Origin of the sequence: Streptomyces sp. NPDC057854 (assembly GCF_042797055.1) — a bacterium.
GTDB lineage: Bacteria > Actinomycetota > Actinomycetes > Streptomycetales > Streptomycetaceae > Streptomyces.
In genome coordinates, this window is sequence record NZ_JBHVMF010000035.1 from 20,066 (window position 1) to 36,599 (window position 16,534).

General features: G+C 74.3%; 18 protein-coding genes. 8 read left to right on the forward strand and 10 right to left on the reverse strand.

From position 1 onward, the window contains the following. Nucleotides 1-185 precede the first annotated feature (185 nt). Nucleotides 186-797 (forward strand): RNA polymerase sigma factor, encoded by a 612-nt coding sequence (locus ACFVQZ_RS34095; RefSeq protein ID WP_383628672.1) that lies wholly within the window; start codon nt 186-188, stop codon nt 795-797. Then, nucleotides 794-1,138, forward strand: coding sequence for a hypothetical protein (locus ACFVQZ_RS34100; RefSeq protein ID WP_383628674.1), 345 nt, complete (start codon nt 794-796; stop codon nt 1,136-1,138). Before ACFVQZ_RS34095 ends, ACFVQZ_RS34100 begins: the two co-directional genes overlap by 4 nt. On the opposite strand, the gene ACFVQZ_RS34105 is transcribed toward ACFVQZ_RS34100, so the two are convergent. Then, nucleotides 1,104-1,898, reverse strand: a complete 795-nt coding sequence (locus ACFVQZ_RS34105) for an alpha/beta fold hydrolase (protein ID WP_030497149.1) — start codon at nt 1,896-1,898, stop codon at nt 1,104-1,106. The genes ACFVQZ_RS34100 and ACFVQZ_RS34105 overlap by 35 nt on opposite strands. A gap of 171 nt (nt 1,899-2,069) precedes the next feature. On the opposite strand from ACFVQZ_RS34105, the gene ACFVQZ_RS34110 reads away from it, so the two are divergent. From ACFVQZ_RS34110 to ACFVQZ_RS34130, 5 genes are all read left to right on the forward strand, one after another. After that, nucleotides 2,070-2,432, forward strand: coding sequence for a MerR family transcriptional regulator (locus ACFVQZ_RS34110; protein WP_383628676.1), 363 nt, complete (start codon nt 2,070-2,072; stop codon nt 2,430-2,432). A 25-nt stretch (nt 2,433-2,457) separates the two neighbouring features. After that, nucleotides 2,458-3,294: a helix-turn-helix domain-containing protein gene (locus tag ACFVQZ_RS34115; protein ID WP_383628678.1), complete on the forward strand. Its 837-nt coding sequence runs from the start codon at nt 2,458-2,460 to the stop codon at nt 3,292-3,294. A gap of 69 nt (nt 3,295-3,363) precedes the next feature. After that, nucleotides 3,364-3,831 carry a cupin domain-containing protein gene (locus ACFVQZ_RS34120; RefSeq protein ID WP_383628680.1) on the forward strand — a complete coding sequence of 156 codons (468 nt, stop codon included), beginning with the start codon at nt 3,364-3,366 and terminating at the stop codon, nt 3,829-3,831. Further along, nucleotides 3,828-4,547 carry an SGNH/GDSL hydrolase family protein gene (locus ACFVQZ_RS34125; RefSeq protein WP_383628682.1) on the forward strand — a complete coding sequence of 240 codons (720 nt, stop codon included), beginning with the start codon at nt 3,828-3,830 and terminating at the stop codon, nt 4,545-4,547. Before ACFVQZ_RS34120 ends, ACFVQZ_RS34125 begins: the two co-directional genes overlap by 4 nt. A 278-nt stretch (nt 4,548-4,825) precedes the next feature. Then, nucleotides 4,826-6,460 carry an ABC-F family ATP-binding cassette domain-containing protein gene (locus tag ACFVQZ_RS34130; RefSeq protein ID WP_383628684.1) on the forward strand — a complete coding sequence of 545 codons (1,635 nt, stop codon included), beginning with the start codon at nt 4,826-4,828 and terminating at the stop codon, nt 6,458-6,460. 50 nt (nt 6,461-6,510) lie between these two features. Here the strand turns inward: ACFVQZ_RS34130 and ACFVQZ_RS34135 are convergent, their stop codons facing one another. The 4 genes from ACFVQZ_RS34135 to ACFVQZ_RS34150 are packed head-to-tail and all read right to left on the reverse strand — an operon-like array spanning nt 6,511 to nt 10,344. Then, entirely contained in the window at nt 6,511-7,911 is a 1,401-nt protein-coding gene (locus ACFVQZ_RS34135; protein WP_383628686.1) for a YcaO-like family protein, read from the reverse strand. Then, nucleotides 7,911-8,036 (reverse strand): hypothetical protein, encoded by a 126-nt coding sequence (locus ACFVQZ_RS34140; protein ID WP_321193327.1) that lies wholly within the window; start codon nt 8,034-8,036, stop codon nt 7,911-7,913. The genes ACFVQZ_RS34135 and ACFVQZ_RS34140 overlap by 1 nt, the downstream gene beginning before the upstream one ends. Further along, a complete protein-coding gene (locus ACFVQZ_RS34145; RefSeq protein ID WP_051788241.1) occupies nt 8,033-9,370 on the reverse strand; it encodes an MFS transporter in 1,338 nt (445 codons plus the stop codon). Before ACFVQZ_RS34145 ends, ACFVQZ_RS34140 begins: the two co-directional genes overlap by 4 nt. After that, nucleotides 9,358-10,344, reverse strand: a complete 987-nt coding sequence (locus ACFVQZ_RS34150) for a JmjC domain-containing protein (protein ID WP_051788239.1) — start codon at nt 10,342-10,344, stop codon at nt 9,358-9,360. The genes ACFVQZ_RS34145 and ACFVQZ_RS34150 overlap by 13 nt, the downstream gene beginning before the upstream one ends. Before the next feature lie 200 nt (nt 10,345-10,544). Here ACFVQZ_RS34150 and ACFVQZ_RS34155 point away from each other — a divergent pair, with 200 nt between their 5' ends. Further along, nucleotides 10,545-11,072, forward strand: coding sequence for a DinB family protein (locus tag ACFVQZ_RS34155; protein WP_383628689.1), 528 nt, complete (start codon nt 10,545-10,547; stop codon nt 11,070-11,072). A gap of 19 nt (nt 11,073-11,091) precedes the next feature. Here ACFVQZ_RS34155 and ACFVQZ_RS34160 read toward each other — a convergent pair whose 3' ends face one another. The 5 genes from ACFVQZ_RS34160 to ACFVQZ_RS34180 all read right to left on the reverse strand — a co-directional run bounded on the left by ACFVQZ_RS34160 (nt 11,092) and on the right by ACFVQZ_RS34180 (nt 16,503). Continuing rightward, nucleotides 11,092-12,171 (reverse strand): DNA glycosylase AlkZ-like family protein, encoded by a 1,080-nt coding sequence (locus tag ACFVQZ_RS34160; RefSeq protein WP_383628691.1) that lies wholly within the window; start codon nt 12,169-12,171, stop codon nt 11,092-11,094. Between the two features lie 136 nt (nt 12,172-12,307). Then, complete coding sequence (locus ACFVQZ_RS34165) at nt 12,308-13,300, reverse strand: acyl-CoA dehydrogenase family protein (RefSeq protein ID WP_030497138.1); 993 nt, start codon at nt 13,298-13,300, stop codon at nt 12,308-12,310. 3 nt (nt 13,301-13,303) lie between these two features. Beyond that, entirely contained in the window at nt 13,304-14,464 is a 1,161-nt protein-coding gene (locus tag ACFVQZ_RS34170; protein WP_030497137.1) for an acyl-CoA dehydrogenase family protein, read from the reverse strand. A gap of 21 nt (nt 14,465-14,485) precedes the next feature. After that, nucleotides 14,486-15,250: a thioesterase II family protein gene (locus tag ACFVQZ_RS34175; protein WP_383628693.1), complete on the reverse strand. Its 765-nt coding sequence runs from the start codon at nt 15,248-15,250 to the stop codon at nt 14,486-14,488. After that, nucleotides 15,247-16,503, reverse strand: coding sequence for a cytochrome P450 (locus ACFVQZ_RS34180; RefSeq protein WP_030497135.1), 1,257 nt, complete (start codon nt 16,501-16,503; stop codon nt 15,247-15,249). The genes ACFVQZ_RS34175 and ACFVQZ_RS34180 overlap by 4 nt, the downstream gene beginning before the upstream one ends. Nucleotides 16,504-16,534: the final 31 nt, after the last annotated feature.

Sequence of the window (16,534 nt, forward strand, 5' to 3'; positions counted from 1 at the left end):
CCGCCGCCTCCTTTCCCCGTACCGGCCGCGCGGGCCGGACCACGGAAGGAGACACCATGCTGGTCACCACCCTCGTCGTCGTCGGAGCGGTCCTCGTCGGAGCGTGCGCGCTGCACCTGCTGCGGCGGTACCGGAGCCGGGCCTGACCGGGCCGGAACCGGGAACCACCCGTGAGGATGCGCACCATGAACCGACCCCTCTCCTGGCCCGACGAGCGTCTGGTCCGTGCGGCGCAGGACGGCGACCTCGCCTCGCTGACCACCGTCGTCGCGGAATCCCAGCCGCACGTACGGAAGTTCGCCCGGTCCCTGTGCGCCTCGCCGCAGGACGCGGAGGACGCGGCACAGGAGGCGCTGATCATCCTGTACCGGAAGATCGGCACCCTGCGGGCGACCGGGGCGCTCGCCTCGTGGATGTTCCGCATCGTGCGGCACGAGTGCCTGCGGCAGGTCCGCCGGCTCGTCCTGCCGGCCCCGGCGCCGGAACCGGAGCCCGGTCCCGGCACCGTCGCCGAACCGTCGGCCGAGGAGGCGGTGCTGCGCCGCCTGGAGGCCCGGCGGATCGCCGCCGCCGTCGCCGCCCTGCCGCGCGACCAGCGGCAGGTCCTGGTCATGCGGGACGTCCAGGGCCTGCCCGGACGGGCCGTCGCGCACGCGCTCGGCCTGAGCGACGCGGCGATGAAGTCGCGCCTCCACCGGGCGCGCGCCGCCCTGCGCCTGGCGCTGACGGCGCCCGCACCGGCGCCGGACACCGCGCCCGGCCCCGTACACCCTGCCGAAGGAGAGCCGCGCACATGACCACTCCGCCTGTCCTCGACCCCGACCCCGTCCCCCTGACGCGGCCTGCCGCCTCCAGGCCCGACTACGCGAGCCGGTCCGTCCCGCGCCATCTGGCGCGCGGGGCGGTCGGCTTCGGGCTGATCGCCGGCGCGGTCGCGCTGGTGCCGGTGACCGGACCGGTCGGCCTGCTGGCCGCCCTGCCGGCCCTGGTCGCCTTCCGCGGCTGCCCCACCTGCTGGGCCGTCGGCCTGGCGCAGACCATCTCCCGGGGCCGGCTGGAACGCCGGTGCGCCGACGGCGTCTGCACCCTCACCACGGCGCCCGTCAGGCGTCGACGTCCCGGAGGAAGTCGCGGATGAGGGCGGCCCATTCGGCGGGACGCTCCACGAACGGGAGGTGCCCGGTGGCGATCTCGGCGTAGCGGCTGTGCGGAATGCCTTCCGCGAGCTGCCGGTGGTGGTGCGGGGTCACGAGCTGATCGAGGGTGGTGGAGACGACGAGGGTCGGCACGGTCAGCTGGGCGAGATCGGCCCGGACGTCGACGTGGTCGGTGATCAGGTCGAGGTGCTCGGGCGTGCCGGGCGGGATGCCGGCCGCGGTGGCCTTCAGGGCGGCGTCCAGGTCGTCCTGGCCGACGGCGTCCAGGACCGGCGCGCCCATCCCGATCAACGAGACGAAGGCGGCGAGCTGTTCGAAGTCCCCCGCGCGCAGCAGGTCGCGCCAGAGCCTGACGGCGAGGAGGAGGCGCGGGTTGGGGTGGGCGAAGCCGGCGGTCAGGACGAGGGCGGTGACGCGGTCGGGGTGGCGGGTGGCGGCGCGGACGGCGACCGCGCTGCCGAGCGAGTAGCCGGCGAGGGCGAAGGTGTCCTGGCCCTCCTCGACGGCGGTGGCGACCAGTTCGTCGGCGAGGCCGTCGAGGGTGAGCGGGGCCGTGGCGCGTTCGGTGCGGCCGGTGCCGGGGTAGTCGGGGCCGATCACGGTGTGCCCGTCGGCCAGAGTGTCCATGATCGGGCCGTAGTTGGCGTCGATGCCGCCGCCGGCCCCGTGGGCCAGGAGCAGGCCGGGGCCGGTGCCGCGCACGATGCGGCCGAGGCGGGAGGTCGGCAGGGCAGGGGACATGGTCGTCCTTCTCCTTCGGGTTTCCGGCAGTGGAGGGGCACCGCCGGCCGGCGCGGTCGCGGCGGGTGGGGCCGGCGGTCCCGCTCACCGGACGTGCGGTGCCGGTGCTCATGACCGGGACGCTAAAGTCTCACACCGGTGGGAGAGTCAACGGGGTGAGGTGCAGATCACGTGCGCATCGGGGAGATGGTCCGCCGCACCGGGGTCAGCGAGCGGCTGCTGCGCTACTACGAGGAGCAGGGCCTGCTGACGCCGTCGAGGCTGCCCAGCGGCTACCGCGTCTACGCCGACGCGGACGTGGACACCGTCCGCCGCGTCCGCACCCTGCTGGCCGCCGGCCTGTCGACCGCCACCATCGCCCAGGTCCTGCCGTGCGTCCGTGACGACGGGACGACCCTCGCGCCCGTGTGCCCCGACCTGGTGGCCCGGCTGCGCCGCGAGCGCGCACGCATCACCGAGGCGATCGACGAGCTCCAGGCGTCGCGGGGCATGCTCGACGCGGTGATCGCGGCGGGCCCGGCCGAACTCGGCTGAGCGGGCCGGTTCGTACACTGCGAGGGTGGAAGACCATGCGGCCACCCCCGCCCCTGTGCGTCCGGCTCCCGCGCTGCGGCGGTACGTCCGCTCGTACACCGGTTTCGATCTCCGCGGGTTCCCGCCCGGAGTGCACTGCGGTCCGCCGGGCCGCGCGCTCACCGCGGTGATCAGCCTGTCCGGCCCGCTGGAGGTGGCGGCGGGCGTCGGCGACGGGTCACCGGTCGCCCGGTTCGGCGGCGTGGCCGGCGGTCTGATGAGCCGGTCCGTCGCGATCCACCACGACGGGCGCCAGGAAGGCGTGCAGGTGTCGCTGACACCGCTCGGGGCCCGGGCGGTGTACGGCGTGCCCGCCGCCGCGCTCGCCGACCGGCTGGTCCCGCTCGACGAGCTTCTCGGGTCGCTCGGCGGCGAGTTGGCCGACCGGCTCCGCGCGGCCCCGACCTGGGCGGCGCGGTTCGCCGTACTGGACGAGCTGCTGCTGCGGGCCGTCGGGCGCGGCGCGGGCGGCGATCCCGCCGACCGGGTGCGCCCCGAGGTGGCCGAGGCGTGGCGCCGCCTCGTCGCGGCACGGGGCCGTGTCCAGGTCGGCGCGGTCGCCGGGGAACTGGGCTGGAGCCGCCGGTACCTCACCGAGCGGTTCCGCGGCGAGCTGGGCCTGTCGCCGAAGACCTTCGCCCGGGTGCTGCGCTTCGAGCACGCGCACGACCTGGCCACCGCGCGCGACCCGCTGCCGTGGTCCGAGGTGGCGACCGTCTCCGGCTACGCCGACCAGGCCCATCTCGTCCGGGAGTGGAGCGCGTTCACCGGCCGGTCGCCGACGGCGTGGCGGCGCGGCGAAGTCCTGCTCGGCGCCGGGTAGCCGGCGGGGTCTGCTGTCGTTCCCTTTCCTTCAAGACCGCGCCCGTGCCGTCCTGTGACGATCGTCCGCATGGAACTCATCGCGCACACACCCCACGCCATCGACCTCCGGACCACCCCCGTGCACCTGGGGCTGGGGTCGACGGCGAAAACCGTCGAGGGCTTCGCCTGGGACCCGGCGGTGCTCCACGCCTACAGCGCCGCGGTCGCGGCGGACGGCGCCGAGGGCCGGATGGTGACGATCATCGACGGCGACGGCCCGGGCGACCACTGGGAGCGCCACCCCGCCGGAGACGAACTGGTCGTCTGCCTCAGCGGGTCGGTGACGGTCACGCGCGCGGGGGACGGAGGGCCCGACCGGGTCGTGCTCGGGCCGGGCGAGGCCACCGTCAACCCGGCCGGGACGTGGCACGCGGTCGACATGGAGGGACCGGCGTCCATCCTCACCGTCACCGCCGGCCTCGGCACCGACCACCGTCCCCGGACCGACGCCCTCCCGGCCGACCACGCCGGCGCGTCCGGTCCGCGACCGTCGTGACGACCCGGGTCGCGTGCCTGGGCGACAGCCTCACCCGGGCCCAACTCAGCGTCGACTACCTGGACCTCCTCGCACGGCGCCGGCCTCCGGGCGACGTGCGGCTCACCCGCCACGGGGTCAACGGCGACTTCGCCCACAACCTCCTGGGGCGCCTCGACGCCGTCGTCGCGGAGGCACCGGACGTGATCACCGTGCTGATCGGGACCAACGACGCCCGGGCGAGCCTCGCCGGCTATGCCGTCGAGCGGGCCATGCAGCGCAAACGACTCCCCGAGCGGCCGTCGGCCGACTGGTTCCGGCAGTGCCTGGGTGACGTCGTCGAGCGGCTGCGGACGCGGACGGACGCGACGATCGCCCTGCTGACGCTCCCGGTCCTCGGCCAGCAGCTCGACGGAGCCGCGGCGCGGGCGTCGGAGGCGTACAGCCGCGTGATCGCCGAGGTCGCCGCCGCCCACCGGGTGAGCTGCCTCCCGCTCCACGAACGCCAGACCGAGGAACTGCGCCGGGCCGCCCCGCCGCCGATCCCCTTCCGGCACCCGACGCCCGCGGCGAGCATCGGCGTCCTCGCCCGGCGCGCCCTGCTGCGCGGCAGCCTCGACACGGTCGCGCGGCGCCGGGGGCTCGTGCTCACGACCGACCACATCCACCAGAACAGCCGCGGCGCCGGCCTCGTCGCCGAGGTCATCGACGCCTGGCTTCCGGCCCGGAGCGCCTAGCCGGTTCCGACGGCCGCCCCCTCTCCCCGGATCCAGGGAGGCTTTATTCCCTGCGGGGCTCCGGGGGCGGCTGTTACCCTGGCAGAGACCTTGACCCCTACGAGGAGCGCAGCAGACATGGCGGGTGACGACGACATCTCCGGGTGAGATCCGGAGCTGACGGCCACCGGGCGCGCGGTAGAGCGCACCACCGGAGTGGCCCGTCTCGTCGTACCTCTGTGCCCTTCGTCTGCCCGTGGCGGAGCTCTGTCCGCTCCCCTCCCTCCGAGGTCTCTCCCATGTCTCACGCCACCGTCGTCTGCTCCGAGCTGTCCTTCTCCTGGCCGGACGACACCCCCGTCTTCCACGACCTGTCCTTCAGCCTGACCGCCGGCCGCACGGGCCTGGTCGCGCCCAACGGCGCCGGCAAGAGCACCCTGCTCAAGCTGATCGCCGGCGAACTGCGGCCCACCGGCGGCTCGGTGACCGTCGGCGGCACCCTCGGGTACCTGCCGCAGGACCTGCCCCTCACGGCCGGCCTCAGCGTCGCCGACGTGCTCGGGGTCGCCGACGTGATCCGCGCGCTCGACGCCGTCGAGTCCGGCGACGTCGCCGAGGAGCACTTCGCCGTCATCGGCGACGACTGGGACATCGAGGAGCGCACCCGCGCCCAGCTCGACCGGCTCGGTCTCGGCGGGCTCGCCCTCGACCGCACCCTCGGCACCCTCAGCGGCGGCCAGGTCGTCTCCCTGGGGCTCGCCACGCAGCTGCTGAAGCGGCCCGACGTGCTGCTGCTCGACGAGCCGACCAACAACCTCGACGGGGACGCCCGGCACACCCTGTACGACGCGCTGTCCGACTTCGACGGCCTGCTGCTGGTCGTCGCGCACGACCGGGCGCTGCTCGACCGGATGGACGGGATCGCCGAACTCGGCGCCTCCCGGCTGCGGTTCCACGGCGGGAACTTCACCGCGTACGAGGAGGCGGTACGGGCCGAGCAGGAGGTCGCCGAGAAGAACGTGCGCAACGCCGAGCAGGAGCTGAAGCGCGAGAAGCGCGAGCTCCAGCAGGCCCGCGAGCGCGCCGACCGCCGGGCGAGCAACGCCGCCCGCAACCTGAAGAGCGCCGGTCTGCCGCGCATCTTCGCCGGGAACATGAAGCGGGGCGCGCAGGAGTCCGCGGGCCGGGCCGGGCAGACCCACGCGTCCCGGGTCGGCGAGGCGCAGGCCCGGCTCGACCAGGCCGAGCGGGCCCTCCGGGACGAGCAGCGGCTCGTCCTCGACCTGCCCGACACGCAGGTCCCGGCCGGGCGCGACCTCTTCCTCGGCGAGGGCCTGCGGGTCCGGCACGACGGCCGGGACGTCTTCGCCGGGGACGGCGTCGACCTGTCCGTGCGCGGCCCCGAGCGGATCGCGCTGACCGGGCCCAACGGCTCGGGCAAGACGACCCTGATGCGGCTCGTCACCGGCGAACTCGCCCCGGACGAGGGGCGGATCAAGCGGTTCGACGGCCGCGTCGCCTATCTGTCGCAGCGGCTCGACCTGCTGGACCCGGACCGGACGGTGGCGGAGAACTTCGCCGCGTTCGCGCCCGGTCGGACGGACGCGGAGCGGATGAACCTGCTGGCGCGCTTCCTGTTCCGGGGCGCCCGCGCCCACCTGCCGGTCGGCGTCCTGTCCGGCGGCGAACGCCTCCGGGCCACCCTCGCCTGCGTGCTGTGCGCGGAGCCGGCGCCGCAGCTGCTGCTCCTCGACGAGCCGACCAACAACCTCGACCTGGTCAGCGTCGCGCAGCTGGAGAGCGCCCTCGACTCGTACCGGGGCGCCTTCCTGGTGGTCAGCCACGACGAGCGCTTCCTCGCCGCGATCGGCGTGGACCGCTGGCTGCGGCTGGAGGACGGCACGCTGCGGACCACGGGGGCCCCGGAGGCGTGACGGCGCGCGGCGCCCGGCGGTCCCCCTCGTGGGCAGGCCGGGCGCCGGCGTCAGGAGTGCGGCATCGGGAAGGTGTTCAGGCGGTCCTCGGGAAGGGCGGTGCGGCGCCAGCCCCGTTCCACGGCGGCGTCCTGCACGCGCCGGCCGCCGAGGGCGAGGTAGGCGGCGGGCGCGTTGCCGACCGTGCCGGGGACGATCACCCGTACGACCTTCATGCCCAGGGCCTCCGCCTCGGGGGTCGTCAGGTCGACGTACAGCACCTCGTGGCCGGCCGCCTCGATCCGCTCCCGGGGGCCGCCCGGCGCGGCGGGGAGGTCGTCCCAGCGGCCGGGCGGGCCGGCGGCGGCCCAGGCGAGGGAGCGCCGCGCGGCGCGCGGGTCCAGGTGGAGCTGCTGGTGGCAGAGGAGTTCGACGGCGTCCCGGCCATCCTCGCGGTAGGCGTCCAGGTAGGAGGCGTCGGGGCGCCACGGCTTCAGCGGGCTCTCCCGGCCGCGGCAGCCGGCGCGGAGGCGGGCCAGGGCCGCGGGGTCGGCGAGGGTGCGGCAGGTGAGCCGGAGGGCGAACGCCTCCGCCAGGGCCTTGGCCGCCGCGTCGTGCGCGCCGTCCGCCCGGGTGGCGAGGCCCAGGGTGAGCCATCCCTCGGTCCGGTCGCGGACGAACGCGCCGATCGTGGGCAGCCCGAAGCGGTTGTCGAGGGCGGTCAGCCGTACGTCGACGTCGTCCAGGGCGGGACCCACGAGGGCGCGCAGGGCGTCCGTGACGGGGAGCAGGGGCCGCGGCACCGCGTTCGCCCACCACACGGCGGCCGTGTCCCGCTCGACGACCTCCTCAAGACCGGAGGCGACGGCGCCGTCCAGGTCCGGGCCGGCGGCCGTGCCGCCGATCACCGGGAAGGCGTGCCGGGCCTCCTCGTGCGGGCGGGGCATGCGGCGCCACAGGGTGTACGCGGCGAAGGCGGGGACGTACACGTCGGTGTCCCGGGTCAGCGACCGGGCGGGGACCCAGTGGACGGGGGTGTCCGGCAGGAACGGCGCGAAGGGGAAGTCCGGGCGGGCGTACTGGGCCGCGGAGTAGAGCGTGAGGCGCGCCGGGTCGAGGGCGTCGAGGCCGCGGCGGAGCAGGTCCCGGTGGCTGCCGTGGACCAGCGCGGCGGGGTCGGGCGGGCAGGTGCCGCAGAGGCGTTCGACGGCTTCGCCGAGGGCGGCGCGGGTGGCGTGATCGTCGCTGGTCCACGACGTGCCGAACGCCTGCCGGTCCGCCTGCCAGGGCAGGGTCCGGGTGCGGTCCGCGAGGTCGGCGACGGCCAGCCGGAGGGTGGGCGGTGTCGCGCCCGGGCCGCGCAGGACGCGCAGCCGGGTGACGGCGCCGCCGGTGCCGGGCTCGGGGGCCGGGCCCGGCCGGGGCGCCGCGAGGGCGTCCCGGCCGGTGTCCCGGAGGGGTGCTCGGGTCATCAGGACAGGTACGCCGCGACACAGTTGTCGACGACGAACTCCTCGGCCTCGTCGGTGAGGTACGCGGAGACGCAGTTGTTCAGCACGAACTGCTCGTCCTGCTCATCCAGCTCGAAAGCGTTCATGACGGCTGTCCTCTCAGATCGACATCGGTACGGCTCTCCCGGGCGGGAGGGCCGGCCGGGGACGGGGGACCGTCCCCGGTACGCGCCCCCGGGCGGGGCCCGGCGGGCGCGCGTTCGTGGGCCGGGCCCGTGATCAGGGCCCAGATGAGGCCGGCGGCGACGGCCAGGGCGGCGCACACGCCCCACAGGACCGCCGGGCCGCCGGCGTCGAGCAGCAGTCCGCCGCCCGCCGGCGCCAGGAAGGCGGCGGCGGTCCAAGCGGTCCCGTACGTCCCCTGGTAGCGGCCGCGCAGGTGTTCCGGCGCGCGGTCGGCGGCCTCCGAGCTGCCGGCGGGGGCCTGCAGCATCTCGCCGAACGTCCAGACCACCACGCAGAGGGCGTACGCGGCCACGCCGTCCGCGAAGGCCGTCAGGCCGAAGCCGGCGGCGAGCAGGAGCGCGGCGACGACGAGGGTGGCGGACCGGGAGCGGTCGCGGACGAGCCGGGTGAGGACGACCTGCAGGGTGACGATGAGCGCGCCGTTCAGGGCGTGCAGCCAGGTGAAGACCGTCGGGTCGTGGCCGTCGCGCGCCACCGCGATCGGCAGCATCGTGCTGCCCTGCTGGAAGACGGAGGCGAAGAGCAGGGCGGCGAGGCAGAACGCCAGGAACCGGCGGTCCCGCCACACCGAGGCGCCGGGCTCGCCCTTCCCGGGGGCGCGGGTGTCCGGGCCGGGCCGGCGGGCGGCGGCCGGCCGGGTCTCGGGCACCTTCGCCAGGACCAGGACGGCGCACAGCGCGGTGGCGGCGGCGTCCGCGAGGAAGACCAGGGTGTAGCCCTGGGTGACCAGGACTCCGGCGAGCACGGACGACACCGCGACGCCGAGGTTCAGCGCCCAGTAGTTGAGGGCGAAGGCGCGCTGCCGGTCCTCGGGGGCGACGACGTCGGCGAGCGCCGCCTGCATGGCCGGACGGGCGGCGGCGGCGCCGGCGCCCATGGCGAAGGCGGCGACGGCGGTGGCCGCTCCGGTCTGGACAAGGCCGAGGGCGGCCATGCACAGCGCCGTCCAGCCGTGCGCGGCGAACAGAGTGGTCCTGCGGCCGAAGCGGTCGGCCGCCGCGCCGCCGCCGATCGTGCCGAGGACGCCGCCGAGTCCGATGAGCGAGATGACGGCGCCGGCCTGCGCCGCCGAGTAGCCGCGCTGCCCGGTCATGTAGAGGGTGAGCAGGGGGCCGACGAAGCCTCCCGTCCAGTTGACCAGGATGCTGAACCAGATCCACCAGAACGTGGCGGGCAGGTCCCGCGCCGACGCCGGCAGCAGCCGGCGGGTCCCCGCCCCGGTCACCGGGGACACTCGGGCAGGGTGAACTCCGGGCGGGCCGGGGCTCGTTCGCCGGCCTCCTCGGCGAGCCGCTCCAGCAGGCCGGGTTCCCGGACGGCGTCGACGAGCGCCGTCCGCAGGTCCGCGTACCACCGGTCGGCGGTCTCCGGGTCCGCGAAGCGGGGCAGGTCCTGCCGGACCACCGGTTGTTCGGTGGCCAGCCGGCGCAGCAGGCGCCGCAGCAGGTCGGCGGCGGAGGGCAGCCGGCTGCTGAGGGTCAGGTGGAGGGACGGGCCGTCCGCCGCCCGGACGGTGTGCCACCAGCCGCGCGGGAGGTAGAGGACGTCGCCGGCGGTGAGGGTGCCGGACCAGCCGGGGTCCGAGGGCAGCGGCTTCGGCGGGCGGGTGAGCTCGCCGACGGGGTGGGACAGGGTCGGGGGGCGCAGGTCCCAGTTCTTGCTGCCGGCCACCTGCAGGATGATCACGTCGTGGTCGTCCCAGTGGGTGTCGAAGCCCTGGGGGGCGCCGCCGAGGTTGGCGTACAGGTTGGCCTGGACGAGGTTGCGCAGGCTGTCCTCGACGCCGCGGACGAGGGTGCGCAGCGGGGGGTGCAGTTCCTCGGCGCCGTCGACGGCGAGCGTGGCGCCGTCGGCGAGGGCGGCGGTGAGCGCGTCGGGGCGTAATCGCGTGGGGCGTCCCCGGGGGGCGAGCTGGGGGACGGGTTCGGCGCAGGAGGCGAGGCCGATGCCTCGCGCGGCGCGGACGAGGTGCATGCGGGACGGGTCGACGCGGGTGGACGCGAGGAGGGCGTTCAGGGCGTCCCAGCCGAAGACGTCCGCGAACCGGTCCGGGGTGCCGCGGCAGAGCAGGGGCCGCACGCCGAGGTGCGAGGCGAGGAACCGCTTCTCGTCGAGCGGGCTGATCAGACCCCGCAGTCCGTCCTCCGGGACGCAGACGGCGGTGCCGGCGTCGTGGAGGTCGGGGTGGGTGGCGCTCTCGGCGGTCACGCGTCGTCCCCCTCGCTCGTCGTGTTGCCTTTGTTGCCTTTTCTCATCAAGGCAACATTATCGACACAGTCTACAGATGACAACCCGCGGGCGGCGCCCGCTCCGGCCGGAATCCCGCTCACGGCGTGTCGCCGGACGGGCACGCTCGGTGCGCTTCGACTATCGTCGGACGCTGTGCAACCGCTCGACAGGAGTGCCGGATGATCTGGCGTACCGAAGTGCTCGACCAGCTCGACCTGTACTGGGACTACCACTTGGCGCCCCGTCTGCAAGGTCTCGGAGACGACGAATACCTGTGGGAACCGGTGCCGGACTGCTGGTCGGTCCGCACCGGCGAGGACGGCAGGACCCGGCTCGACCTGGCGGATCCGACACCGGACCCGCCGCCGGTGACGACGATCGCCTGGCGCCTGTGCCATGTCGCCTTCCACGTGCTGGGCATCCGGGCCAGCACACACTTCGGCGACGGGTCGCTGACTCTGGACACCATGGAGCCACCGGTCACCGCGGAGGAGGGCGTCGCGGTCCTGGAGGAGCAGTACCACACCTGGCGGAAGGGGGTGCTGTCGCTCGACGACGAAGCACTGGCACGCCCGATAGGAGACGCCGAGGGCCAGTGGAGCGAGCGCCCCATGGCCACCCTGGTGCTGCACGTCAACCGCGAGGTCATGCATCACGGTGCGGAGATCGCGCTGCTGCGCGACCTCCACCGCGCCCACTTCGGGTGAGCGCGGCGGAGGAGCGGCGTCAGGCGACGCGGACCGGCAGCCGGCCGGTCCCGCTCGCCGCCGCCACGTGCGCCGCCTCCTTCTCCAGCGCCTTCACCGGGAGCCGGCCGGTGTCCGCGAACGGCGTCACCACCAGCTCCTGGTCGACGATCTCCCACACGCCGACGACCCGGCCCTCGCGCACGACGACCGGGGAGATCCAGCCGGCGGCGCGGCTCACCGCGGAGCGGTGCTCCGGCGCCAGCATCGCGTCGTCCTTGGTGCCGGGACCGAGGACGTACTGGTCGAAGCCGCCGAGCAGTTTGATCCCCTCGCACGGGGCCGTGCCGGCGAGTTCGTCCGCGTGCTCCGTCAGGATCAGCGCCTTGCGGCCCTCGACGTCGACCTCGGTCAGACGGTCGCCCATGTCCGCGAACCAGCGGCGCAGCTGCGGCTTGCTGGTGCTGTTGAGCGACAGCCAGCGGTCGAAGGACTCCGGCGTGGCGGGGCCGTACGCGCCCAGGTACGCCGCGATCACCGTGGGCGCGGCCTCGTCGGGCTCCGGCATCGTCCCCCAGGCCGCGCCGAACCGGCCGGCCGGACCGGTGAAGGTGATCTTGTTGCCCTGGTTCGGCCCGTGGCACAGGACGCCGCGCCAGGCCAGCGGCTTGAGCACGGAGCCCCACCCCGACCGCAGGCGCTCCTCCATGTGCGCGAACCGCTTCTGCGCCACGAGCCGGGTCACCAGTTCGTCCCGGGTGAGCACCGCCCCGTCGAGGACGCTCGCGACCTCGTCGGTCAGCGCGTCGATCTGCTCGGGCGTGACGCCGGAGGCCCGCGTCCAGGACGGCTTCTGCCAGGTCTTCGTGTTCGCCATGAGCGACAGGTAGGCACCCGCCTCGCCGGGCGGCAGCAGGTGGAGGGTGCCGCGCACCGCCCAGGTCTTCATCAGCGAGAGGTCGGCGACCGCCCGGTCGACGCTGTCCGGGTCGGGCTTCGCCTGCCGGATCGCGACGTTCAGCTCGGCGACGCTCCAGACCTGCGCCTGCACTCCGCACAGTCTGCTGACGACCTCGCTCGCACCCGGCTCCCCCAGCGGCTCCAGGAACTGCCGCCGCATCCGCCACGCAAAAACCTGCCTCCAGCTGACCTTCACGCCGTTCCCCTCAGTCAACGTTCCACACACTGCACCGGAATCTGTACGTCAACCTACACCGGCGGGGGCCGCATGCCGGCGGAATCCCGGGTGCCGGGGGTCAGGTGTCGGACGCCGCCTCCCGCCACAGGTCGGTGGGTGTGCCCATGCGTACCGACTCCACGGCGACCAGCCGGTAGACCCGCGCCGCCGTCGAGTGCGCCAGCATGCCGCGCACGCCGTGGAGTTGGAGCGCCGTCCGGGAGGCGAGCTGGGCGTGCTCGGCGGCGACCGCCAGGACGGCGGCGGCGTCGGGCAGTTCGCCGCGGTCGTACTCCCAGGCGGCCTTGTGCAGCAGCAGCCGCCAGCCCTCCCCCTCGCCGACCAGCAGCGCCAGCCGGTGCGCGACCGTCTGCCGCTCGACGAGCGCCTTCCCGGACTGCGTACGGGAGTTGACGTGGGCGCGGGCCGCGCCGGTGATCCGGTTTGCGATGCCCAGGAGCAGGGCGGCCTGGCGGATCCTCGCCGCCGCGAGGGCGCGCTCCCAGCGGTCGGGGCCGCACGCGAGCGGCCGCGAGGCGGCGCCGTCGAACCGCAGCCGCGTGGCGGGCGTGCCGAAGTGGTCGACGTCCTCGCGGACGCAGGTGTCGTCTTCCGGGACCACCAGGCGCCACTCTCCGTCGGCGGTCCGCACCACGCAGAGTCCGATGTCGCCTCGGGGCAGCGTCTCCGACTCGCCCCACAGCCGGCCCCCCGGCTTGGGCCGTACGTCGGCGGGGCCGCGCGCACCCACCACGGCCGCGTGCCGGGTGCCGGCGTACAGGTCGGCGAGGACCGCCTCCAGGTCGTCGGCGGGCGTGTCGTCGCCGTCGAGCAGGTCGAGCGCGAACGCGGTCTGCCGGTGGCCGCCGAACGGCTCCAGCCCGTACCCCAGGCGTTCGTTCACGACGATGTCGGCGCCGAGGCCCAGCGCGAGGCCGCCCAGGCGTTCGGGGGCGTTCAGGGCGGGCACGCCGACGGCGGCCAGGTGCGCGGAGGGTTCGCCGGTGCGGGTGAGCACCGTGTCCACGGCGTCCCGCAGGCGCAGCTGCAGCGGGTCGGGTCGCAGGTCCATGGCTCAGTCCCCCCTCGGGGCGTGGTCGAATACCCGGGCGCTGCTCAGGATGTCCAGCATGACCTCCGAGGCGCCGCCGGAGATGGTCATGCCCGGTGCTTCGCGGAAGGCCGCCTCCAGCGTGCGCTCCCGGGCGTCCGGGCCGGGTTCCAGCAGGTCGGGGCCGAGGGTGTCCAGGGCCCACCAGGCGATGCGCTGGGCCGCCTCGCTGCAGTGCCACTTGGCGAACGAGGACTCGGCGATGTCGGGCGTGCCGTCCTGGAGGTTCTGCATGACCTGGCAGCTGAGCAGCTTGCTGGCGGTGATCCGCGCCTCGTGCCGGGCCCGTTGGACCCGGGCGGTCTCGGAGGGGCGCCGGCCGCTCTCGTCGAGGCGCGCCCCGACCAGGTCCAGCCAGTGGCGCCCGCGCGCGTAGTAGTCGAGTCCGGTGCGTTCGGCGGCGAACATCTGGGTGATCAGCGACCAGCCCTCGCCGACCCGGCCGAAGAGCGCGTCCTCGGGGACGCGGACGTCGGTGAACCAGATGTCGTGGAACTGCTCGTCGGCCAGGCTGGGCAGGGGCCGCACCACGACGCCGGGCGTGTCCAGCGGGACGAGGAAGAGGGTGAGGCCCTCGTACTGGCTGGCCTGCGGGTCGGTGCGGACGGCGATCAGCGCGATGTCGGCGTAGACGCTCTTGAGGTTGTAGGTCTTGCGGCCGTTGATGACCCAGTCCGTGCCGTCGCGCACCGCGCCGGTGGTGATGCCGGCCAGGTCGGACCCGTTGCCCGGTTCCGTGAAGAGGATGCAGGACGTGATCTCGGTGCTGGCCATCGCCGGCAGGAGCGTCCTGCGCTGGTGCTCGGATCCGGCGGCCAGGATCAGCGAGCCGACGTTCTGCACGGAGATGCAGTACAGGTTCTGCGGGATCCGGTGCGCGACGAGCTGCTCCAGGAGCGCCACCGTCGCGGTGAAGTCGGCTCCCCGGCCGCCGTACTCGACCGGCCAGGAGGGCGCGAGGATGCCCGCGTCGCCCAGGTGCCGGTACAGCGCGCGGGGGTTGCCGTCCATGCCGTCCCGCCGGGCGCCGATCTCCTGCAGCAGCCGCTCCGTCTCCGGCGCCGCCAGCACCTCCTCGACCTCTCTGGCGAAGTCGGCGCTCTCCTGTGGCACTTCGAAGTCCACGCTCTCACTCCTTGTCGGTGGTCATCGCTCTCGGCGGACGGCGGCGTGCACGGCGCGCATGATCTCCGCGCGGTGCTCGGTGAGGAAGAAGTGGCCGCCCCGCAGCACGGAGAGGGTGAACTCCCCGGTGGTCCGGTCGCCCCAGCCGCGCATCGTGTCCGGCGGGACCTCGGCGTCGGCGTCCCCGCACCAGGCGGAGACCGGGCAGGTCAGCAGCGGCAGCGGCCGGCAGCGGTAGCCCTCGATCATCGCGAAGTCGGCTCTGATCATGGGCATGAGCAGGTCGAGGAGTTCGTCGTGTTCGAGGATCGTCGGGTCCGCGGCGCCGTAGTCGCGCAGCATCTGGACGAAGGCGGCCCGGGGCAGGTCGCTGACGGGTTCCTTCGGCCGGACGATCGTCGGCGCGGGCCGGCCGCTCACGAACAGGTGCTCGACCTCCCGGCCGAGGTCGCGCAGTCGCCTGGCGACCTCGAAGGCGAGGATGGCGCCCATGCTGTGGCCGTAGAGCAGCACCCGGCCGGGTTCGCCGGCGATGGTCCCGGCGATCTCGTCGGCGAGCTCGATCATGTCCTTCGCGGACGGCTCGGTCATCCTGGCGCCGCGGCCGGGCAGGAGGACCGGGACCAGCTGGACGGGGCCGGCGCAGTGCTCCGCCCAGTCGGCGTAGTAGGTCGCGGAGCCGCCCGCGAAGGGGAAGCAGTACAGGCTGTGCGTCGCGGCGGCGGAGCGGAAGCGGCGGTCGAACCAGAGCCGTGCGCCGGAGTGCTGGACGGGGTGCCCGGTCACCGCGCGGAGGTCCGGGGGGTGAAGCGGACCGGCATGCTCTTGTAGCCGGGGACGAAGTGGGAGGCGACGTGGCGCACCTCGCCGGCGATCTCCACGGTGTCGACCAGGTCGAGGAGTTCGTCGAGGAAGATCTCCAGTCCGACCTTGGCGAGGCCGGCGCCGATGCAGTAGTGCGGGCCGAGGCCGAACGCGAGGTGCTTGTTGGGGCGGCGGGCGACGTCGAAGCGGTACGGGTCGGGGAAGACGCGCTCGTCGCGGTTGGCGGAGCCGATCCAGGCGCTGACGGGCTCGCCGGCCCGGATGGTCCTCCCGTGCATCTCCACATCCTTGACGGCGTACCGCATGAGGGCGGTCACCGGGGACGACCAGCGCAGCAGCTCCTGCAGGCAGGAGGCGCGGAGCCCGGGGTCCCGCCGCACCGCCTCGAACTGCTCCGGGTGCTCGGCCATGACCGTCATCAGGGTGCACAGGGCGTGCGGGGTGGTGACGTTGGCGCCGATGAGCAGCACGAAGGCGTTGAGGAGGACCTGTTCCTGGGTCATCGGGCCCTCGGACAGGTCCATCGCCACCATGGCGCCGATGACGTCGGGGTCGACGTCGTCGCGGCTTCGGCGGGCGTACTCCTTCTGGAAGTACTCGAAGAGTTCGTGCCGGGCCTGGCGCACGGTGGCCTGGGCGCCGCCGGCGGAGTAGTCCGGGTCGTCGTAGGCGATCGTCATCATGACCAGTTCGGCGAGCCGTTCCCAGGACTCGGGGGGCAGGCCCATGAGGGTGCCGGTGACGGCCATCGGGAACATCATCGTCTTGTGCGCGATGTCGTACACGCCGGCGTCGAGGGTCGTCAGGATCAGGTCCCGGGACAGGTCCCGGAGCAGCTTCTCCTGGGTGGCGACCACGGAGGGGGCGAACGCCTTGTTCAGCGGCTCGCGGAACTCGCGGTGCCGCGGCGGGTCGGTGTCGGCCATCATGTTGTCGGTCGCGATGTCCGGGGTGTCGAGGTCGAGGACGCACAGGATGGTGCCGCGCCGGGAGGAGAACTCCCCGTGGTTGCGCAGGACGCGGCTGACGTCCTCGTGGCGGGTCACGACCCAGAACGGCTCCCGGCCGCCGCCTGGTTCCGCCCGGTAGAGCGGCTGGTTCTCCCGCAGGTCGGCCCAGAGGGCGTGCATGTCCGTCGCGGCGTGGAAACCCGAGTCGAGCAGGTCGGAGTCGTGGAACCGCACCGGACAGAACGGCGGCTTCGAGATGATCATCTACGGTGCCTTTCGGTTTCGGTCGGCCTGC

Bases quoted from the DNA above. Each gene is read 5' to 3' on its own strand.
- ACFVQZ_RS34180 (WP_030497135.1), bottom strand. From the start codon at position 16,503: ATGATCATCTCGAAGCCGCCGTTCTGTCCGGTGCGGTTCCACGACTCC.
- ACFVQZ_RS34100 (WP_383628674.1), top strand. From the start codon at position 794: ATGACCACTCCGCCTGTCCTCGACCCCGACCCCGTCCCCCTGACGCGG.
- ACFVQZ_RS34120 (WP_383628680.1), top strand. From the start codon at position 3,364: ATGGAACTCATCGCGCACACACCCCACGCCATCGACCTCCGGACCACC.
- ACFVQZ_RS34140 (WP_321193327.1), bottom strand. From the start codon at position 8,036: ATGAACGCTTTCGAGCTGGATGAGCAGGACGAGCAGTTCGTGCTGAAC.
- ACFVQZ_RS34165 (WP_030497138.1), bottom strand. From the start codon at position 13,300: ATGGACCTGCGACCCGACCCGCTGCAGCTGCGCCTGCGGGACGCCGTG.
- ACFVQZ_RS34155 (WP_383628689.1), top strand. From the start codon at position 10,545: ATGATCTGGCGTACCGAAGTGCTCGACCAGCTCGACCTGTACTGGGAC.
- ACFVQZ_RS34135 (WP_383628686.1), bottom strand. From the start codon at position 7,911: ATGACCCGAGCACCCCTCCGGGACACCGGCCGGGACGCCCTCGCGGCG.
- ACFVQZ_RS34160 (WP_383628691.1), bottom strand. From the start codon at position 12,171: ATGCGGCGGCAGTTCCTGGAGCCGCTGGGGGAGCCGGGTGCGAGCGAG.
- ACFVQZ_RS34130 (WP_383628684.1), top strand. From the start codon at position 4,826: ATGTCTCACGCCACCGTCGTCTGCTCCGAGCTGTCCTTCTCCTGGCCG.
- ACFVQZ_RS34095 (WP_383628672.1), top strand. From the start codon at position 186: ATGAACCGACCCCTCTCCTGGCCCGACGAGCGTCTGGTCCGTGCGGCG.
- ACFVQZ_RS34105 (WP_030497149.1), bottom strand. From the start codon at position 1,898: ATGTCCCCTGCCCTGCCGACCTCCCGCCTCGGCCGCATCGTGCGCGGC.